This window comes from Brasilonema sennae CENA114 (assembly GCF_006968745.1).
GTDB lineage: Bacteria > Cyanobacteriota > Cyanobacteriia > Cyanobacteriales > Nostocaceae > Brasilonema > Brasilonema sennae.
The window spans coordinates 4,413,569-4,430,912 of sequence record NZ_CP030118.1 but is presented as its reverse complement, the minus strand read 5'-3'; the positions used below and the strand labels follow the sequence as shown (position 1 = coordinate 4,430,912).

The 17,344-nt window shown below is 40.9% G+C and carries 8 protein-coding genes; 3 read left to right on the top strand and 5 right to left on the bottom strand.

The window, feature by feature from the left end:
• The first annotated feature begins 434 nt into the window (after positions 1–434).
• The gene (locus DP114_RS18610) at positions 435–6,323 is read left to right on the top strand and encodes a translocation/assembly module TamB domain-containing protein (RefSeq protein ID WP_171976808.1); all 5,889 of its coding nucleotides are present in this window, start codon (positions 435–437) and stop codon (positions 6,321–6,323) included.
• 350 nt (positions 6,324–6,673) lie between these two features.
• Here DP114_RS18610 and DP114_RS18605 read toward each other — a convergent pair whose 3' ends face one another.
• The 4 genes from DP114_RS18605 to DP114_RS18590 form a co-directional block, all read right to left on the bottom strand.
• On the bottom strand, positions 6,674–7,084 hold the full coding sequence (locus tag DP114_RS18605) for a hypothetical protein (protein ID WP_169267731.1): 411 nt from the start codon (positions 7,082–7,084) through the stop codon (positions 6,674–6,676).
• A 73-nt stretch (positions 7,085–7,157) separates the two neighbouring features.
• A complete protein-coding gene (locus tag DP114_RS18600) occupies positions 7,158–8,825 on the bottom strand; it encodes a GUN4 domain-containing protein (RefSeq protein WP_171976807.1) in 1,668 nt (555 codons plus the stop codon).
• 122 nt (positions 8,826–8,947) lie between these two features.
• Positions 8,948–11,158, bottom strand: a complete 2,211-nt coding sequence (locus tag DP114_RS18595) for an ABC transporter ATP-binding protein/permease (protein ID WP_171976806.1) — start codon at positions 11,156–11,158, stop codon at positions 8,948–8,950.
• 59 nt (positions 11,159–11,217) lie between these two features.
• Positions 11,218–15,429, bottom strand: a complete 4,212-nt coding sequence (locus DP114_RS18590; protein WP_171976805.1) for a non-ribosomal peptide synthetase — start codon at positions 15,427–15,429, stop codon at positions 11,218–11,220.
• Here DP114_RS18590 and DP114_RS18585 point away from each other — a divergent pair.
• Complete coding sequence (locus DP114_RS18585) at positions 15,423–15,767, top strand: hypothetical protein (protein ID WP_171976804.1); 345 nt, start codon at positions 15,423–15,425, stop codon at positions 15,765–15,767. The genes DP114_RS18590 and DP114_RS18585 overlap by 7 nt on opposite strands.
• Positions 15,733–16,140, top strand: a complete 408-nt coding sequence (locus tag DP114_RS18580) for a hypothetical protein (RefSeq protein ID WP_172195116.1) — start codon at positions 15,733–15,735, stop codon at positions 16,138–16,140. Before DP114_RS18585 ends, DP114_RS18580 begins: the two co-directional genes overlap by 35 nt.
• Here DP114_RS18580 and DP114_RS18575 read toward each other — a convergent pair.
• Complete coding sequence (locus tag DP114_RS18575; protein WP_171976803.1) at positions 16,114–17,292, bottom strand: 2-isopropylmalate synthase; 1,179 nt, start codon at positions 17,290–17,292, stop codon at positions 16,114–16,116. The genes DP114_RS18580 and DP114_RS18575 overlap by 27 nt on opposite strands.
• Between the last annotated feature and the right edge of the window lie 52 nt (positions 17,293–17,344).

Here is a 17,344-nt window from a genome sequence, read left to right as displayed (position 1 = left end):
ATAAAACTTGACAACTGATAACTGATAACTGTTGAGTAGTGTGTTCAAAATAAACTTGTTTATTGATTGTTAATCATGACGGTGATCACTAGAAAATATGCAATTTATACGTGTCTTCGCTTAATTATTCCTTTTGATAGTTGCAAAAATACTTCTGTAGTCAGATTTGTGATCATAACTTTAATTTCTCCACGAAGATTACAGCATCTTACCCTATTTTCTCGCTATAGTCGTTTTCAGTATTGATGATGCAATTACAGTGGAGCAGTCACGTTGATCAAAATTCACAAAAAGTAGTTCCACCAAACATGACAATTTCCAGTAACATAATTTTGTATTGTTTGAAAACCAATTTAAACTTATTTGACTCAGCCTGAGAAACTGTAAATTGCTAATTTAATTACCCACTTTAACTAACAATACTGGTAACGAGTATGACGCGCTCTCCAAATTCAGAAAATGAACAAGAGCCTAAGAATCGTCGTTTGTGGCTCCTTCTGTTAGGACGTACTAGTATTGTTTTCGGAGTGATTTTATTAGCTGGAATTGCAGGTGGTGTTTTGTGGGCGAGGAACTATGTGTATAAAGATTTGGCACCATTAGTAGAAAAAAATCTTCAGCAACTGGTTGGAAGACCAGTGAAAATAGGAGCAGTTGAGCGATTTTCCCTTTCTAGCCTGAGATTTGGCTCGCTTTCAATACCAGCAACTCCCACAGATCCAGACACCGTTGCAGCAAAAGCTGTGGAAGTAGAGTTCTCCCCCTTGGAAGTTATCTTCAAACGGACATTGGGGTTAAATGTCACTTTAGTTCAACCTAATGTCTACCTTGAACAAGATAAGCAAGGGCGTTGGGTGACAACTCAAATTAAGACAGGAGAAGGAAAAAGTGTTATTCAAACTGAGTTGCAGACACTAAAAATTCAGAATGGGGATGTGGTGTTAGTGCCAAAATCAACACCAAATACACCCAAAGGTTCAGTTGCTTTAGATCAAGTGAGTGGAACTGCTCGATTTTTGCCGAAAAATGAAGGAGTTACCTATGACATTGGTGCTCAACCAACCAGCGGAGGGACAGTTAAAATAAGCGGAGACACACGACTGAAATCACAACAAACGAACCTCAAGGTACAAACGCAGAATTTTCTAGCATCTGATGTTAGTCGATTAATTGAGTTACCAATTGTTTTGGAAGCAGGTCGTGTGGGTGCTGACTTAACGGTACAATTACAGCCGGATCAGCAACAACCCAATAAGCAGGAAATAGCGATTAATGGAACGGCTGTTGCGAATCAAGTCACGGCTCAAGTTCAAAAGGTTCCCCAAAAGTTTATCAATTCCAATGGCAAATTAACCTTCCAAGGGCAGACAATTACTCTAGAAAATCTCAGCACGAACTATGGCAAAGTTCCGACTTTGGTCAATGGATCTCTCAATACTCAAACAGGTTTCAACATTTCAGCTCAGGTAAAGCCGGTTAGTGCGAAAAATGTTCTCGATTCGCTGAAAGTGAATTTACCCGTTCCGGTTGCTGGAGAAATACAATCAAACATTCAGTTGCAAGGATCAATTCAACAGCCAATTTTGAGCGGAACAGCAAGCAACACAAAACCCATTCAAGTTGACCGCGTTGTATTTAAGACTATTAGCACTGGCTTTCGTCTGAGTGTATCTCAAACTGCATCTACTCTTGCCGTTTCTAACCTGCAGATAATTCCTGCAACAGGTGGACAAATTACAGGTGGCGGTGAAATTCCACTCGCAGCTAATCCCCAACAAGGTGGAGCGAAATTTAACATTCAAGCTGAAGGGATTTCAGCAGATGCACTGGCAACTTCGTACGGCTTTACTCCCCCCACAACTATTGGTAATGTATCAGCGAAAGCTGCAATTTCTGGTTCACCAAGCGGTGGTAAACAACCTTTGGTGCTTGATATTGCCAGCGTTCAAGTGACGCCACCAGCCGGAGGACAAGTCACCGCAAACGGTCAAGTTCAACTTGTCCCTCAAGGTAACGTTTCGTTAAATGTTCTAGCTCAAAATTTACCAGGAAATGCGATCGCCCAAGGTTATGGCGTTTCAGTTCCCTTCAATATTGGTGGTATATCCGCCAACGCCAAAGTCTCTGGTTCTCTTGGTTCTGGTTCACTTGGTAAGCAGCCGTTACAAGTCAATATTGCCAGCGTTGAAGCCACGCCAGAAATCGGAGGCAAAATTACAGCAAACGGTCAAGTTGAGTTGGCACCAAAAGGCAGAGTTTCGTTAAATGTCCTAGCTCAAAATTTACCAGGTGATGCCATAGCCAAAGCTTACAAAGCTTCACCCAATTTTACCATTGGTAATATATCAGCAAACGCTAGGACTTTTGGTTCACTTGGCAATCTCCAAACAGTCGCACAGGTGCAAGCACCCACAGCCACTTATCCCACCACTGGGCAAGTTGTTGTAAATCAACAGGGTAATAGTATTGTCTTGCGAGATGCTGTTGCGAAAGTGGCAGGTAGTACAATTAGGGCGAGAGGTCAGCTAACACAAGGTCGCTGGCAAGCTTTTGTTAATGCACAGCAAATTCAATTGAGTCGTTTTGCACAGGTACCACCCCAGCTTCAAGGGGGAGTCTTAAGCAGTGAGTTGAATTTATCGGGAACCACCGCTTCCTTTCAACCGTCAACGATTCGAGCTTCTGGACAAGCAAACCTCAGTGGTGTGGCAGGAGGTACGGTTAACGTCAGAAATATTAATCTTGATAACGGTCGCTGGCAAGCTTTTGTTAATGCACAACAAATTCAATTAAACCGTTTTGCACAGGTACCACCCCAGCTTCAAAAGGGAGTCTTAAACAGTCAATTGAATTTATCGGGAACCACAGCTTCCTTTCAACCATCAACGATTCAAGCTTCTGGACAAGCAAACCTCAGTGGTGTGGCAGGAGGTACGGTTAACGTCAGAAATATTAATCTTGATAATGGTCGCTGGCAAGCAGCTGCTAATATTTCTCAAGTTCAACTCAACCGTTTCTCCCAACAACTGCAAGGACGACTTAATAGCAACTTACAGTTAGCAGGAACAACTGAATCTTTTGCGCTTTCAAATATTCGAGTTGCAGGACAAGTCGGCTTATCACAAGGGTTATCGCTGCTTGCACAACCAATCACAGCACAAGTTCAGTGGAATGGACAACAGATTATTCTTCAACGCGCAACTTCTCCCGGATTGAGTGCTAACGGTGTTGTTGCTGTTCAAGTACCAGAAACGGGTACACCTCAAGTGACTGGTTTCAATCTCAATGTCCAAGCGCGGAATTACAATCTCCAGAAAGCGAGCGGTAATCTTCCTGGTAAGATAGCGCTGAAAGGACAACTTGATTTTACAGGACGAGTCACAGGTACTCCAAGTGCACCATTGCTTGGTGGAAACATCCGGTTGGAAAATTTAAATGTCAATGGTTTAGCGTTTGACCCGACTTTAGCTGGAAACGTAAGATATCAGGGAGGACAAGGAGGACAATTGCGACTGGCAGGTAGGCAAGACCAAGTTGCAGTTGATATTAGTCCGAACAATCGCCCAACTTCATTTTTATTCAAACGTGGTGAGGCAGTTGCAACTGGTAGAACAGAGGGAGACAACTTGCTCGTTAATGTGCGAAGTTTTCCTATAGCTCTTGCTGAGGGATTCATTCCTAACAATACGTTAAAACCTCTAGCAGGACAAGCATCTGCCAATTTAACGGTTAATCTTAATAACTATAGCGCGGCGGGAGATGTGGCGATCGCCGAACCTCGCGTTGGTCGAGTCACAGCAGATGAATTTCGAGGTAACATCAGTTATGCTAATGGTGCTGCTAGCTTAACAAATGGTCAATTGCAAATCGGAGATAGCAGCATTGCCCTGAGTGGAAATGTGCAAACAGGAAACAACCCTCAATTTAAACTCCAAGCTAACTTTGACCAAACGAAAATCCAAAGACTCTTAGAAGCATTCAAAGTTTTTGACTTTGGGGATTTTGGTGGAGGGTTGCAAGGTCCACAATTGGCGGGTTCAGGAGTTTTGCAAACAAAGCCTGTTAGTTTGCCAGATGCAGATTTGCTCACACAGCTAGAGTTTTTCTCAAAAATTCCCACCCCAGTTGCACAACAGCAACAACAGCAAAATCAACCAACAACTTTGCCCACACTAGCAGAATTACAAGGTACTCTTAGTGGAGGAATTGAAGTTGCTGGTTCTTTACAGTCAGGGTTGAATGCTAGCTTTAATTTTGAGGGCAATAACTGGAAATGGGGTGAGTACTCAATAAAAGATGTCATAGCCAGAGGCACTTTTGCAAATGGTATTGTGACACTATTACCCTTGAGTGTGGACTTGAATCCAGGACTTGTAGCTTATTCCGGGCAGTTAGGAACAGAACAACTGTCCGGACAGGTGCGCGTGACAAATTTACCTTTATCACTTGCACAGCCTTTCATAGACAAATTACCAGTTGATGTTACAGGGAATGTGAGTGCTGTCGCTACATTGGGTGGTAATTCAAAAGACCCCAGCGCGATCGGAGAATTGACACTGGTGGATGGTACTATAAATCAACAGCCAGTGCAAACAGGGCAATTAAATTTCAACTATGGCAATGCTCGTTTGAATTTTGGTAGTACCTTGTTGTTAACTGGGACAGAACCTGTTAATCTTACAGGAAACATACCTTTTGCTTTGCCCTTCGCTTCAGTTCAACCAGATAGCGATCAAATCAGGATCAACGCCAAAGTGCAGAATGAAGGATTAGCTCTGTTAAACTTGTTTACCAATCAACAAGTCAGTTGGGTGGATGGTCTAGGGGAAGTTAATGTAGATATTCAAGGAACTTTAAAGCAGCCAATTATTAACGGAGTCGCCAGAGTCGATAATGCGACAATTGAAGCTCAAGCCTTAACCGAACCCTTGACAAATGTAACAGGAACGCTGCAATTTAATGGCGACACACTATTGGTTGAAGGTCTTCAAGGGCAATACAATAAAGGTAACGTGACTGCTGCGGGAATTCTGCCCATTTTTGCAAATCAAGCAGCACAGCAGCAAGCTGCAACAAATCCTCTGACTGTATCGGTGAACAATCTGAATTTCAAGCTTCAAGGGTTGTATGAAGGGGGTGTCACTGGTGATGTTGTCATTGGTGGAACAGCACTATCTCCTAATGTTGGTGGAAAAATTACCCTAAGTGATGGTCAAGTTGTGATTGGACAATCGAATACAGCGAGTACAAAACCATCAGGTACAAAAAAGACAACCGATAATGCAATAAAGACTTTCACCATCCAACAAACACAAACGGGACAAGCTACAACACCTGATAGTCCAACAACAACATATGGTCTTGAACCAGAAAATACACAAGGTAACACCGCAGCCAGTGCCACTCCACCAAATTTACCTATAACGTTTAATAATTTACAGCTTGTTCTAGATAAAGATGTTCGTGTCTCCACTCAGCCTATACTCGGCGGCTTTGTACCAGGAGGTCAACTGAGTCCTTCTATACTCAGCTTTGATGCAAAAGGTGATCTGACTATCAATGGTTCATTAGCCGAACCTCGTCCTCAAGGAGTTATTCGTCTGACGGGAGGACAATTTAACTTATTTACAACTAAGTTTACCTTAGAACGAGGTTATGAACAGACTGCGGAGTTTACGCCCAGTGGAAAACTCGACCCCGACTTAGATGTGCGGCTTGTGGCAATTGTATCGGAGACATCAGGGGGAAGAGGTAGTCGCATTTTGAGTTCTCCTTTTTCTAGCGAAATTAGTATTAGTGATGATGATGAAGATAAGCCTGGAACTTTACGTACCATTCGCGTTCGCGCCAGAGCAACAGGACCAGCGAGTCGATTGTCAGCTGGTAATCTAGAATTAACTAGCGAACCGAACCGCAGTGAGGGAGAAATTATTTCCCTATTAGGCGGTTCTGTTATTAATAGCTTCGCTCAATCAGACGCAACAACTGGAATTGCGACCCTCGCTGGTTCTACTATATTTGGTAGCTTACAAGGAAGTATTACTGCGATCGGACAGGCGATCGGCTTTAGTGAATTTCGTATCTCTCCTACCTCTGTTTCCAAGCAGAGCAAAAATGAATCAGTTCTCGGCTTGACAGCAGAAGGTGTATTTGATTTAAGTAAGAATTTCTCTGTTTCCCTATCACGGGTTTTCTTAGCCGATGAATCTTTCCGTTATAACGTTATCTATCGAGTCAATGATGATGTTCTTGTGCGAGGTTCAACTAGTTTCTCAAGCGACAGTGACAGTCGTTTGCAAGTTGATTATGAGACACGGTTTTAGCCAAGTTTTGGCTCAGGCCCGATCGTGAAATAGTATGCTAAAGCCACAAGGTTTTTAACTTACTTTTTCACAAACATGACAATCACAGTTTCATCGTTGGTACAGCTGTCTTTGGGGAGTATCCCACCAATTTTGCAAGAACATCTTTGTCTGCAGCGAACGAAAGTCTAAACTCCACAGATAAACAATCAACTACTTTCTCCCAGTAGACCTCTCCAAAAATGATTTTTAGTGCAAGCGCGGTAAAGGTTTCATAGCCATTTTTGGAGAGGTCTAGTATAAAAAGTAGTTGAGTCCAAAACTGATGGGGATAACCTCAAAAAGATTATCGGTTAACTTCCTTGCAATTACTATTTTATTTTTGTGCCAATAATTGATTCCTCTTTATCCATTATTAAAAATTTAGAACTATTAATTCTCATAATTTCATAAATTTCTGGCATAAACACAGAACCTAAAGTGGCTACTATATCTGCTATATAAATTTTAAAAGCTAGTGGTATTCTTAAATTCAAATATGATTTTGGCATACTTCTAACATTTAAATACAATTTTTTTTGATTCACGTACCATACCCCAGTAAATTTATTACCTGTTAGAAGTTCTTTAGGTTTAGAGAAAAGGAATGTTTGAATCTTGGTTTGTTCATAAGTCATATCATCTTTAAATTCAATAGTGACTTTTTCCGAAGACGTATTAAAACGCCATTTTCCCAAAAGTAAAATTTCTATTTCTACATCAGAATGCTTACTATTATTCATGTCTATCCTCAAATGAGCTTTGTTTTACTTATCGGTATTATTAAGAAATGTGCGATTAACGGATAAGTACAGTTCAGTTACAAATTTTGACACGAGAAAAGAATAAATGCATCTGCCAAACTAACCAAGATCCGACTCGCCATGCTCCCATAGAAAGGTGTTCTGCAGATGACTTTGGGGATAAATCCAAGGTTGAATGCTCATAGTGCAACCATTGCGCTGGTAGATGTCCTATGGGTGTTGTGGGGGATAATTCAAAAGTTAGTTGATCATAATCTAACCAGTTTCCCTGTTTTCGCCAACCAAGGCGATCGCCGAGTCTCTTTTCTGCTTCATAGTCTACTTGACTACCCATTTCGCTCCAAATAGTTTGCTGAACACTGAAGCCGAAATAACCATGACTGTATTCTTCCCACAGTTGATCAATAGTCTGGAGATCTTTACAAGAAAAGTTATCAATATCTTCCTTATAAACTTCATTCCAATAACTTTTACCTATGACTTTTAGCATTAATGTAGTGGTTTCAATGTCAGCTTCTTTCCACTTCTGCTGGGCAAGAAGACTTTGCAATTTGGTATAATCGATGTTATTTTTCTTTTTAACCCACATTCCGCAGGTGCGATCGTCATTAGTCAGTCTTGTTAATCCAGTACCTTGAGCAGTAGGGAAAGACGTCATAGGAACAAAATTTGTTTCTGCTATCCCTATCTCTTTTCTTCGTTCGGTAAATTGATTGGAGATATAGTTAGATATTGAATTAATGTCTTTGTTTATAGAGAAGAAATTATCGGCTGAATCAAAATTATGAATTTGCCAATCTAGTAATTGACATTGAATAAAAGCATCTTTTAATCTTTCTTTTTTTTCATAACTTGATACCATAAAGTCTAGAAACGTTTCAGAAATTGCGTCAGTTTCTTTTGGAATTAACAAATTAGACTGAGACTCGAAAATATTATCTGCCAATTTTTTAATTTCTCCAACAGTTGAGTAAAAATCTTCATCTACTTTTACGACTTCATCTATTAACGATTGAAAGGGATTAAAGTAATCTTGTAAATATTTTTCAAAATTGATTGCAGTCTCCGCTATTTCTACTATTTCTTTACGAACTTTCTGGGCTTTTCTTTGATATTCGTAAATTTCTTGATAAACTTCCAAATCTTTGGCTACTTGTTGGACAATTTGCTTTTGATTTTTGGTATCTTCTGCCAGAGTTTTCAGTCCTTCACTAAGCAATTTTATTTTTTCTAACATCAAAAAACAAGCATTACTCAAGAGTAAAACTGCTTTAAGATTCTCTTGTCTTTCCCATTTTAATTCATCGAGTATTTTTTGATTTTTATAATTTTTGATTTCTAGTTTTTTTATTTCCTTCTCTAAATTTTCTATTTCAAGGTATTTTTGAATAAACAGTTTTTTCAAATCATCAGTCAGCTTAACCAAAAAAAGTTGATAAGTTACCTTATATTTTTCTAGAAAATAAATAAGATGAGTATAATCTTTTATTAATAGTTGGCTTTCTTTAAAAATTTTATCCTGACTAATTTTTTCTTTCAGCTTAATTATTCCCCAAAGCTGATGATGTCGAACACCTTCTTGAATTAATCTTCGACGTTCTTTAATCTTTTTTTGAATAGCTTTTAATCTGCTATTTTTTATAAGAGGTAATTTGTATGTTCGTTCATAAATCGTAATTTTTTTGTAAGTAACTAGTTGTCTTTGCTGTTTAGTAAGCATGACCTTGATTCTAAAAAAGGTTCTATGGCAAAAATTTGAAGTTCATTTAGAAGCTTGCCATTCAACATGAGCATCACCAGTTTTACTTCTAACAGATTGCAAAGAGTTTTTGCAACAGAACCCTAAACTCTGATCCATTTCAATACGTTGGGATCTTTGTCATAGCGGTAAGTCACGCCATCCTTGGTTGTGATAGTCTTGCCAAGGCTTCCCTTGCTTCTAATGGTGTTTACATTAATGCCTGTTAATTGTTGCATTTCCTGATGAGAAAATCCTGAAATTGTGCTGGTTTCTGGTTGACTTAATGATTGGTCTTGTAGTGAAACATCTATTGTAATTTGAGGGTTGTCGGGAGAGTTAGTAATGATTTCGTTGACTTCTGTAATTTGAGGGTTGTCGGGAGAGTTAGTAATGATTTCGTTGACTTCTGTAATTTGAGGCTTTTCGGGAGGGTTAGTAATAATTTCGTTGGCTTCTGTAATTTGAGAGTTGTCGGGGGAATTAGTAATAATTTCGTTGGCTTCTGTAATTTGAGAGTTGTCGGGGGGATTAGTAATGATTTCGTTGGCTTTTTGAAGGCGATAATCCTGAACAGTCAAAAGTCGCCAACTGGAATCTTGTGAAAGTTCTAAAACCCATTGATGGTAATTAAACAAACTCTCTCGATGTCCGACACTGATAAAAGTTGTTTGAGTTGATTGCAATTGTTCATATAAATTGCCTTCATTTGTCAAATCTAAAGCACTCGTTGCTTCATCTAAAATAGTAAAGCTGGGATGAGTAATCAACAATCGTGCAAAAGCCAAGCGTTGTTGTTCTCCCAGCGATAAAATATTCTCCCAAGCGACTTCTGTATCAAAGCCTTCGACTCGATTTAGCAAGTTTTGCAAGTTGACTTGTTGCAGAACTTCTTCAAGTTCTTGATCGCTCATTTGACGAGTTGTATGAGGATAGAGTAACTGTTCGCGTAAAGTTCCCAAAATTATATAAGGACGTTGGGGCAGAAATAAGAGAGATTCTAGGGGAGGACGTACCAAACGACCAGTTCCTGCGTTCCACAAACCAGCGATCGCTCTCAACAGAGAACTCTTACCTCGTCCACTCGGTCCAACAATCAATAAACCTTCTCCCGGTTGAACAGTAACTGACAAATCTTCGACGATCACCTGTTCATAGTTTGGTGTTTGTAAGGTAACATTCTCAAAAGCCAGACGGTTTTCTTCTATTGTTTGAATGGTACTCACATTCTCTGGCTGTTGCGTAACAGCTTTCAACGCACCAGACAACTCAGCTAAACGTTCAACATAACTGGAAAATCGTCCGGAAGTTGCAAATTCTCTAATTAATTCTGCCATAGCACTGGCAAACAGATTACAAGCTAAACTGGCTTGACCAACTTCTCCAAAATCAATTTCATCTCTAATGTGTAAAGGTCCGAGTACTATAAATGGAAAGATTTGGATAATAGCCTGATATCCTCTGTTAAAAATATCCTGAGTTCTCTCCCAATTAATCTTGCGTTTAGAACTTTGAATAATTTTAGAAAATCTTCGCTGAATGATATTTAATTCTTTTTTTTCTCCCTGAAAAAAAGCTATTGATTCACCATGATTACGAATATGAGTCAGACTGTAAGTATAGTCTGCTTCAAATTCGAGTTCCTCTTGATTAATCTTATTCAATTCTTGAGCCAAGTAAACAGCAATTAAATTGCCTATTATCGTATAAGCAACCAATACAATTGCAACAAATTGGGAAAGAGACCAGAGAATTATTAAAAAAGTAGCCATTTCTAGCACTTTTTCTAGGAAAGTAGCGGAAAACGAGAGAGCATTTCTGGTCAGAGGTTCAATTTCTTGGGAGATTCGTTGATCTGGATTATCAACATCGGATTTAAAGTTGATTTTATAATAAGCACGATGGCTCAAATATTTTGATAAAATATGATTATTTAGCCATTGGTACCAATCAAGAGCGATTTGTTTTCTAACAAATTTAGAAAATCCTACTAAGAGCGTTACGCAGACAAGGGCAGCACCATAAACCAATAACGTATCAACAAATTTCGTAAAATCTTTTTCTTCAACGATGACATCAACCAAATAGCGACTAACGAAGCTATTAAAAGCAGTTACGCCCACAAGTGCGATGATTAATAATATCAGGATAATGAGCATTACCCATGAACGAATCACATCTGAAAATGCTCTTCCTTCTGCCTCTGTTGGATACCAGTAAGCTCCTGTGAGCGCTCTGACATTCTGCCAAAATTGATTAAAACCCGGAGAAGAATCATTCGTTGAAGTTTTCTTAACAAAAGTTGTAGATTGCATATTTTAAAAATTAGTTTAGGCTCAATACAACGATAATTTCCATTAGTTCTTTGGTAAAATTATTTTATGGTGTTTAATAATTCTCTGGCTAAGATTTTTACATTGGGTTCATAAAGCATTCGACCGTGGTTTCCAGGTACAGATATCACCTTGACAGGGTTTTGAGTGTATGCTAGCCATCCCCAATCGGGTAAATCGTAATTGGAAATAGCTTGCAGTTCTTGTAAAACAATTTCATGAATTTCTTGAGCGCGAAATAAAATAATAGGAGCAGAAATTGGATACTTGGGCTGATAATTTGCGTAATTAAGCGTCAGAGCTTTCATCACTTTCATATTAGTTTTTAGTAAAGAAAGAGTTGAGTTTTCCGGTAGAACGTTATGTCGGTATAAATACTCCGCCGCCAAATCCCAACGGGCTTGATCGTCGCTTTGAGCAGCTAAATCATCGTATTTCAAACCTAAAGAAACGCCCTTTAATGCTTCAATTCTTTGAATCAATTGCCAAATCCAATCAATATCTGCTCTATCAGTTATATACTCAGGGTGAGAAACGAGTCCGGCGTCAAAGATAGCCAGTAAACCCACCTTTTCACCTTGCTGTTCTAATTGAGCAGCCATTTCAAAAGCAACAGCACAACCTGAAGAGTATCCTGCTAGTATATATGGACTTGTCGCTTGCTGCTGACGTAATAGCGAAATCAGTTGAGTGGCATGGGCTGGTACTGAATCAGGGAGTGCATTCAGTCCGTCTCTTCCTGGAGTTTCCAGTCCATACACTGGTCGTTCATTTCCTAAATGAATTGCCAAATCTCTAAAATAGAAACCGTGTCCGTTTGCGCCAGGAAGACAAAATAGAGGGACGGCATCTCCTTGAGGTTGGAGTGAGAGTAAATCGGGATGGGACTGTTGAACTTTAGTATTACAAAGTTGTTCTGCTAGTTGAGCAATAGTAGGATTTTGAAATAAACTACTCAAGGAAAGTTCTTGTTCAAACACCTGTTGAATGTTATTGAGTAATTTCATCGCTAATAAAGAATGACCACCCAAGTCGAAAAAGTTATCATGAATGCCAATTTCTTGACGTTCGAGTACAGCAGACCATACTTGTGCTAGCTGTTTTTCCACTTGATTGCGCGGGGCTGTATATGAGCTTCCAACTTCAAAATTGGGAAGAGGTAAAGCTTTACGGTCAATTTTGCCATTGGGAGTTAAAGGCAATTCATCTAGTAAGATGATCTGAGCAGGTACCATGTAATCAGGTAGACGGGATTTGAGGTGATTTTTTAGTTGGGTAGACAAATCAGTGGTCATTCCCGTTACATAGGCAATTAAACTCTGGTTATTCTCAGTTTTATATAAGGTGACAACTGCTTCTTTAACTAATGGATGTTGTAACAAAATTGATTCAATCTCAGCGAGTTCAATTCTAAAACCTCTTAGTTTAATTTGATCGTCAATGCGACCGAGATATTCTAGGTTGCCATCATCTCCCCATCTTGCCAAGTCGCCAGTTTTGTAAATTCGCTCAGTTTTACCAAACAATTCAACTTCAAGAAATTTTTCGGCGGTAATATCAGGACGATTGAGATAGCCTCTTGCTAAACCCACTCCAGCAATACACAACTCGCCAGGTATTCCTGGAGGTAATAGTTGATTATTTGCATCTAAAATATAGATGCGGATATTGGGCAAAGGTTGACCGATGGGCGGTTTTTTGCCATTGGGTTCAACGAGAGCGATACTTGCACAAACCGTAGATTCCGTTGGTCCGTAGGCATTAAAAAAACGCCGTCCTTTTGCCCACCGAATAACTAATTCTGTTGGACAAGCTTCACCAGCAGTAACTACGGTTTGCAAATTAGGTAACGTCGCTTGAGGTAATAGGGATAAGACTGAAGGAGGTAACGTGACATGGGAAATTTTGCGATCGCCTAAAAAATTCACTAAGTCTTGACCAGATAACAAAGTTTCTTTTTTAGCAAGATATAAACAAGCCCCTGCTGCAACTGCAGTAGCAATTTCCCAAATTGAAGCATCGAAGCTGAAAGAAGCAAACTGAAGCAAACGGCTTTGGGGTTGAATTTGCAAAATTTGCTCAACTGCCAAAGTCATATTGACCAGTCCTCGATGCGAAATCATTACCCCCTTCGGTCTTCCAGTAGAACCAGAGGTATAGATCGCATAAGCCAAATCTAGTGGTGTACTTTGAGGACTGGGATTCTGGGTTAACTCTTCGCTAAAAGTTTCCTCATCCAAACAGATAACTTGACAAGTGTGTTCCAGTTGTGATGTGGGTAATTGGTGTTTGAGGAAACTTTGGGTTAGTAACACCGATATCCCAGAATCTTCTAACATGAACCCAATCCGTTCTTGTGGATAATTGGGGTCAATCGGTACATAAGCCCCACCTGCTTTAAGGATACCGAATACACCAATAATCATCTCACTACAACGTTCAACAGAGATACCAATTAAAGTGTCTGGCTTTATTTGGTAATTTTGAATTAAATAATGAGCAAGTTGGTTTGCTTTTTGATTTAGTTGTTGGTAAGTTAAGCTTTGGGATTCAAACACCAAAGCGAGATTATCAGGGTTTTTTTCAACTTGTTGTTCAAATAAGTCAACTAAAGTTTTATCCTGAGGATAATCGGCTTGAGTTTGATTCCAGCATTGTAGTTGCAGCAGTTCCGCCACTGTCATCAAAGGCAAAGTGTTGATCGGTTGGTGCGGATTATCAAGAATTCCCTTCAGTAGAACTTCAAATTGTTCTGCCATCCGTTGGATAGTACTCTTCTCAAAAAGGTCGGTAGAGTATTCCCAAGAGCAATTTAACTGATTGTCATATTCCATGACCAAAAGTGTTAAGTCAAACTTAGCGATCGCACCCTTCACTCCCAGCCATTGAATCTCTAATCCTGGTAAACTCAGGTCTGGACTTTCATTATTTTCCAGCGCGAACATAACCTGGAATAATGGATTATGACTCGTACTGCGTTCTGGTTGTAACTTTTCTACCAGAAACTCAAAGGGGATGTCTTGATGAGCATAAGCATCTAAACAAGAGGAGCGAGTTTGTTGCAGGAACTCGATAAAACTTTGCTCAGGCTTGATTTGAGTACGCAACACAAGGGTATTGACAAAAAAGCCGATTAATGATTCAGTTTGGCTATGGGTACGGTTGGCAATAGGAGAACCTATACACAAATCGTTTTGGCGACTGTAACGATAAAGCAGAATACTCAAAGCTGCCAACAAGGTCATAAATAGACTTGTCCCTTGTTGTTGACTGAAAGTATTAACGGCAGCACTTAATTCCGGCGTGAGAGAGTAGAGATAGCGATCGCCTCGGTAACTTTGCTGTGCTGGGCGAGGATAATCGGTTGGCAATTCCAGTAATGGAGAAGCATCCTTAAGTTGATGTTTCCAATAGTCGATTTGGTTTTCTAATACCTCTCCTTGTAACCAGTTTCGTTGCCAAGCTGCATAGTCGCTGTATTGAATCGGTAAGGGAGGAAGGTTTGGGGTTTGACTTTGGGTAAATGCGGTATAAGCTTGCCGCAACTCACGAACAAATACGCCCATGGACCAGCCATCACTGATAATATGGTGCATATTGATGAGCAAAACATATTTCTGCTCTTGCAATTGCAGCAGTTTTGCTTTAAACAAAGAACCAGTATTTAAGTCAAACAGTTCTTGAGCATGAGCATCGATGAAACGCTGGACGGTTGGGGAACTCGGGGCCCCCTCTGGGGATAAGGGGCAATGAGGATGTTCATCAAGGTTTTGCCAGTCTATTACTGTTAGAACTTCGATTTTATCTAAATCTTGGATCAGGACTTGCGGTTGTCCCGCCACTGTAGGAAAATACATCCTCAGACTTTCATGACGGTTAAGCAGATAAGCCAAACTAGAGTGCAGGGCATCAATATTAAGGTTGCCTTCCAATTGTAAAGCCATCGGCATATTATAAGTAGCTGATGGTCCAGTCAGTTGTGCTAATAGCCAAAGGCGTTGTTGAGCAAAGGAAAGAAATTTCGGGGCATCAGCGCTTAAAGTGGGAATTTCCTCTGCCATAACAGTTTTGGCTTTGGCAGTTTTTAAAAATGCTAATATTTCTGCTTTGTTGTTTTGAATTTCCTGCTTGAGTTCAGGAGTGAGGGCATTTTTGCTAGTACGAATCCGTAACTTATCATCTTCAGCCCAAATTCGGCAGCCTATATTCTGCAAACGAAGCATTAAAGCAACTACTTGCTCTTGTTGTGTCATATGTTGCTAGTGGCGATCGCGTCGCGTACTTTGTTAACTGTTTACCCTTCGGGTTCGCCCTATGGCTAACGCCACGCCTTACGGCTATCGGGTGTGCGCAGAGCGCACGCCTTACGGCGAACGCCAGTCGCCTGACGCCACATTCTTCAACGGGGGGAACCCGACAGCCAGTCGCCCGGGGGGAACCCCAACGCCAGATGCCTGCGACGGGAAACCCGTCTTCAGCACTGGCTCCGCAAGGCGCTGCTCTCCGCACAGAAGTGGCTCCGGAGGGAAACCCTCCCGCAGCGCTGGACTCACCAGATGCCTCTGTCGGGAAACCCTCTGGGTTTGCGTAGCGCCCCCTATGCCTGCGGCACGGCTACGCCTATCGGGGCTAGTTGCACGCCAGTCCCCTGGCTCGGGGGGAACCCGACAGCCAGTCGCCACAACGGGGGGAACCCCAACGCCAGATGCCTGCGACGGGAAACCCGTCTTCAGCACTGGCTCCGCAAGGCGCTGCTCTGGGCACGGGGCTGGCTCCACAACGCGCTTAACCCGACGCCCTTCGGGTTCGCCAGTCGCCTACGGAGGGAGACCCTCCTGCAGCGCTGGTCTCACCAGATACCTCTGTCGGGAAACCCTCATCAAGTACTGGCTCCGCAAGGCACAACTCTTGGCAGCACTGGACTCACTGATAACTGTTCACTGAAAAGCCCCATTTTTCCATAACTCCAATACTTCGTTCGCTGTGAAATAACGTTCTTGTTCTGTAGCCAGTGATTTGATCACAGAGCGCATTTTCTCGTATTGCTCTCTGGGTTGGGGATTGTGTAGTTGTTTTTCAAACAAATATTGGAAATTACTTGCTCCGCTCCATTTGCCGAAAATAACGTTTATGGTGCTGTGAGCAAAAGCATCATAGCTTTTAGGATCAGATAAAAAAGAATTGACGTGAACACCGGTTTCATGGCGTTGAGCAGCTTGAGAGTAGGGGGGAGCGGGACGAACTCCCAATTTTTCAATAAAATCAGTTACAGGGGCGATCGCATCATAGTTTATCCCCTCAACTTCTATACCAAAACGGACTCGCAACCCATTTAACACCTGCTCGATGGCAACATTTCCGGCTCGCTCTCCAATACCGGCAAATGTACCCGATACGAAACTAGCTCCGGCCATCACAGACTGGAGGGTATTTTCGAGAGCCATACCCATATCATTGTGGTAATGTACCCCCAATGTCACTCCTGTAGTAGATTGAAGCAGGTCATTAACCCAGATATAGCTCTTTTCTGGAGTGAGAATTCCCACTGTATCGCAGAGAAAGAAGTTTTCAATGTAAGGGCTGCATGAGCGGATACATTGTACTAAAAAGTCAAAATCAGCTCTTGAGGTATCTTCGCCTGCGAAGTCTACGGTCAGTCCCGCAACCTTTGTGGCATAGTGCAAATGTTCGACAATTGAATCAATAGCATTTTGGCGAATTCTATCGATTACTTTGGCTGGGATGTCATCATCAATGGTTTTTCCTTTAAACTCGCTCATCTGACGAATCTCGGGGTCTCGCAGAAACAACAGTCGGTCAGAAAGAGCATAGAATAGGACGATACGCTTAATACCGCAGTCTTTTACTTGATCGATGAACTTCTTGTTCATCAAAGTAGCCGAAAAAATTAGACTATCCAATCCCTTTGAGATTAATGTTTTAGCTAGTTCAGCTTCTTGCTCACAGATAAAGGGCATAATATCGATTCCATGAACCCCAGTTTTGGCAATTAAATGGGCGAGTTGATGTTTAGTTGGATAAGAGAAAAAAACGCCCGCTTGTTGTTCTCCATCGCGCAGGGTATCATCGTAAATTTTGATAGGAAGGGTTTCCATTGTTTTATACTCCTTAAGAAAGAAAAGATTCAGATTTAGTTTTACTAAACAC

What these genes read in the sequence shown, in the direction of transcription:
- DP114_RS18610 (WP_171976808.1), top strand. Translation starts at nt 435, where the DNA reads ATGACGCGCTCTCCAAATTCAGAAAATGAACAAGAGCCTAAGAATCGT.
- DP114_RS18605 (WP_169267731.1), bottom strand. Translation starts at nt 7,084, where the DNA reads ATGAATAATAGTAAGCATTCTGATGTAGAAATAGAAATTTTACTTTTG.
- DP114_RS18600 (WP_171976807.1), bottom strand. Translation starts at nt 8,825, where the DNA reads ATGCTTACTAAACAGCAAAGACAACTAGTTACTTACAAAAAAATTACG.
- DP114_RS18595 (WP_171976806.1), bottom strand. Translation starts at nt 11,158, where the DNA reads ATGCAATCTACAACTTTTGTTAAGAAAACTTCAACGAATGATTCTTCT.
- DP114_RS18590 (WP_171976805.1), bottom strand. Translation starts at nt 15,429, where the DNA reads ATGACACAACAAGAGCAAGTAGTTGCTTTAATGCTTCGTTTGCAGAAT.
- DP114_RS18580 (WP_172195116.1), top strand. Translation starts at nt 15,733, where the DNA reads ATGCCTCTGTCGGGAAACCCTCTGGGTTTGCGTAGCGCCCCCTATGCC.
- DP114_RS18575 (WP_171976803.1), bottom strand. Translation starts at nt 17,292, where the DNA reads ATGGAAACCCTTCCTATCAAAATTTACGATGATACCCTGCGCGATGGA.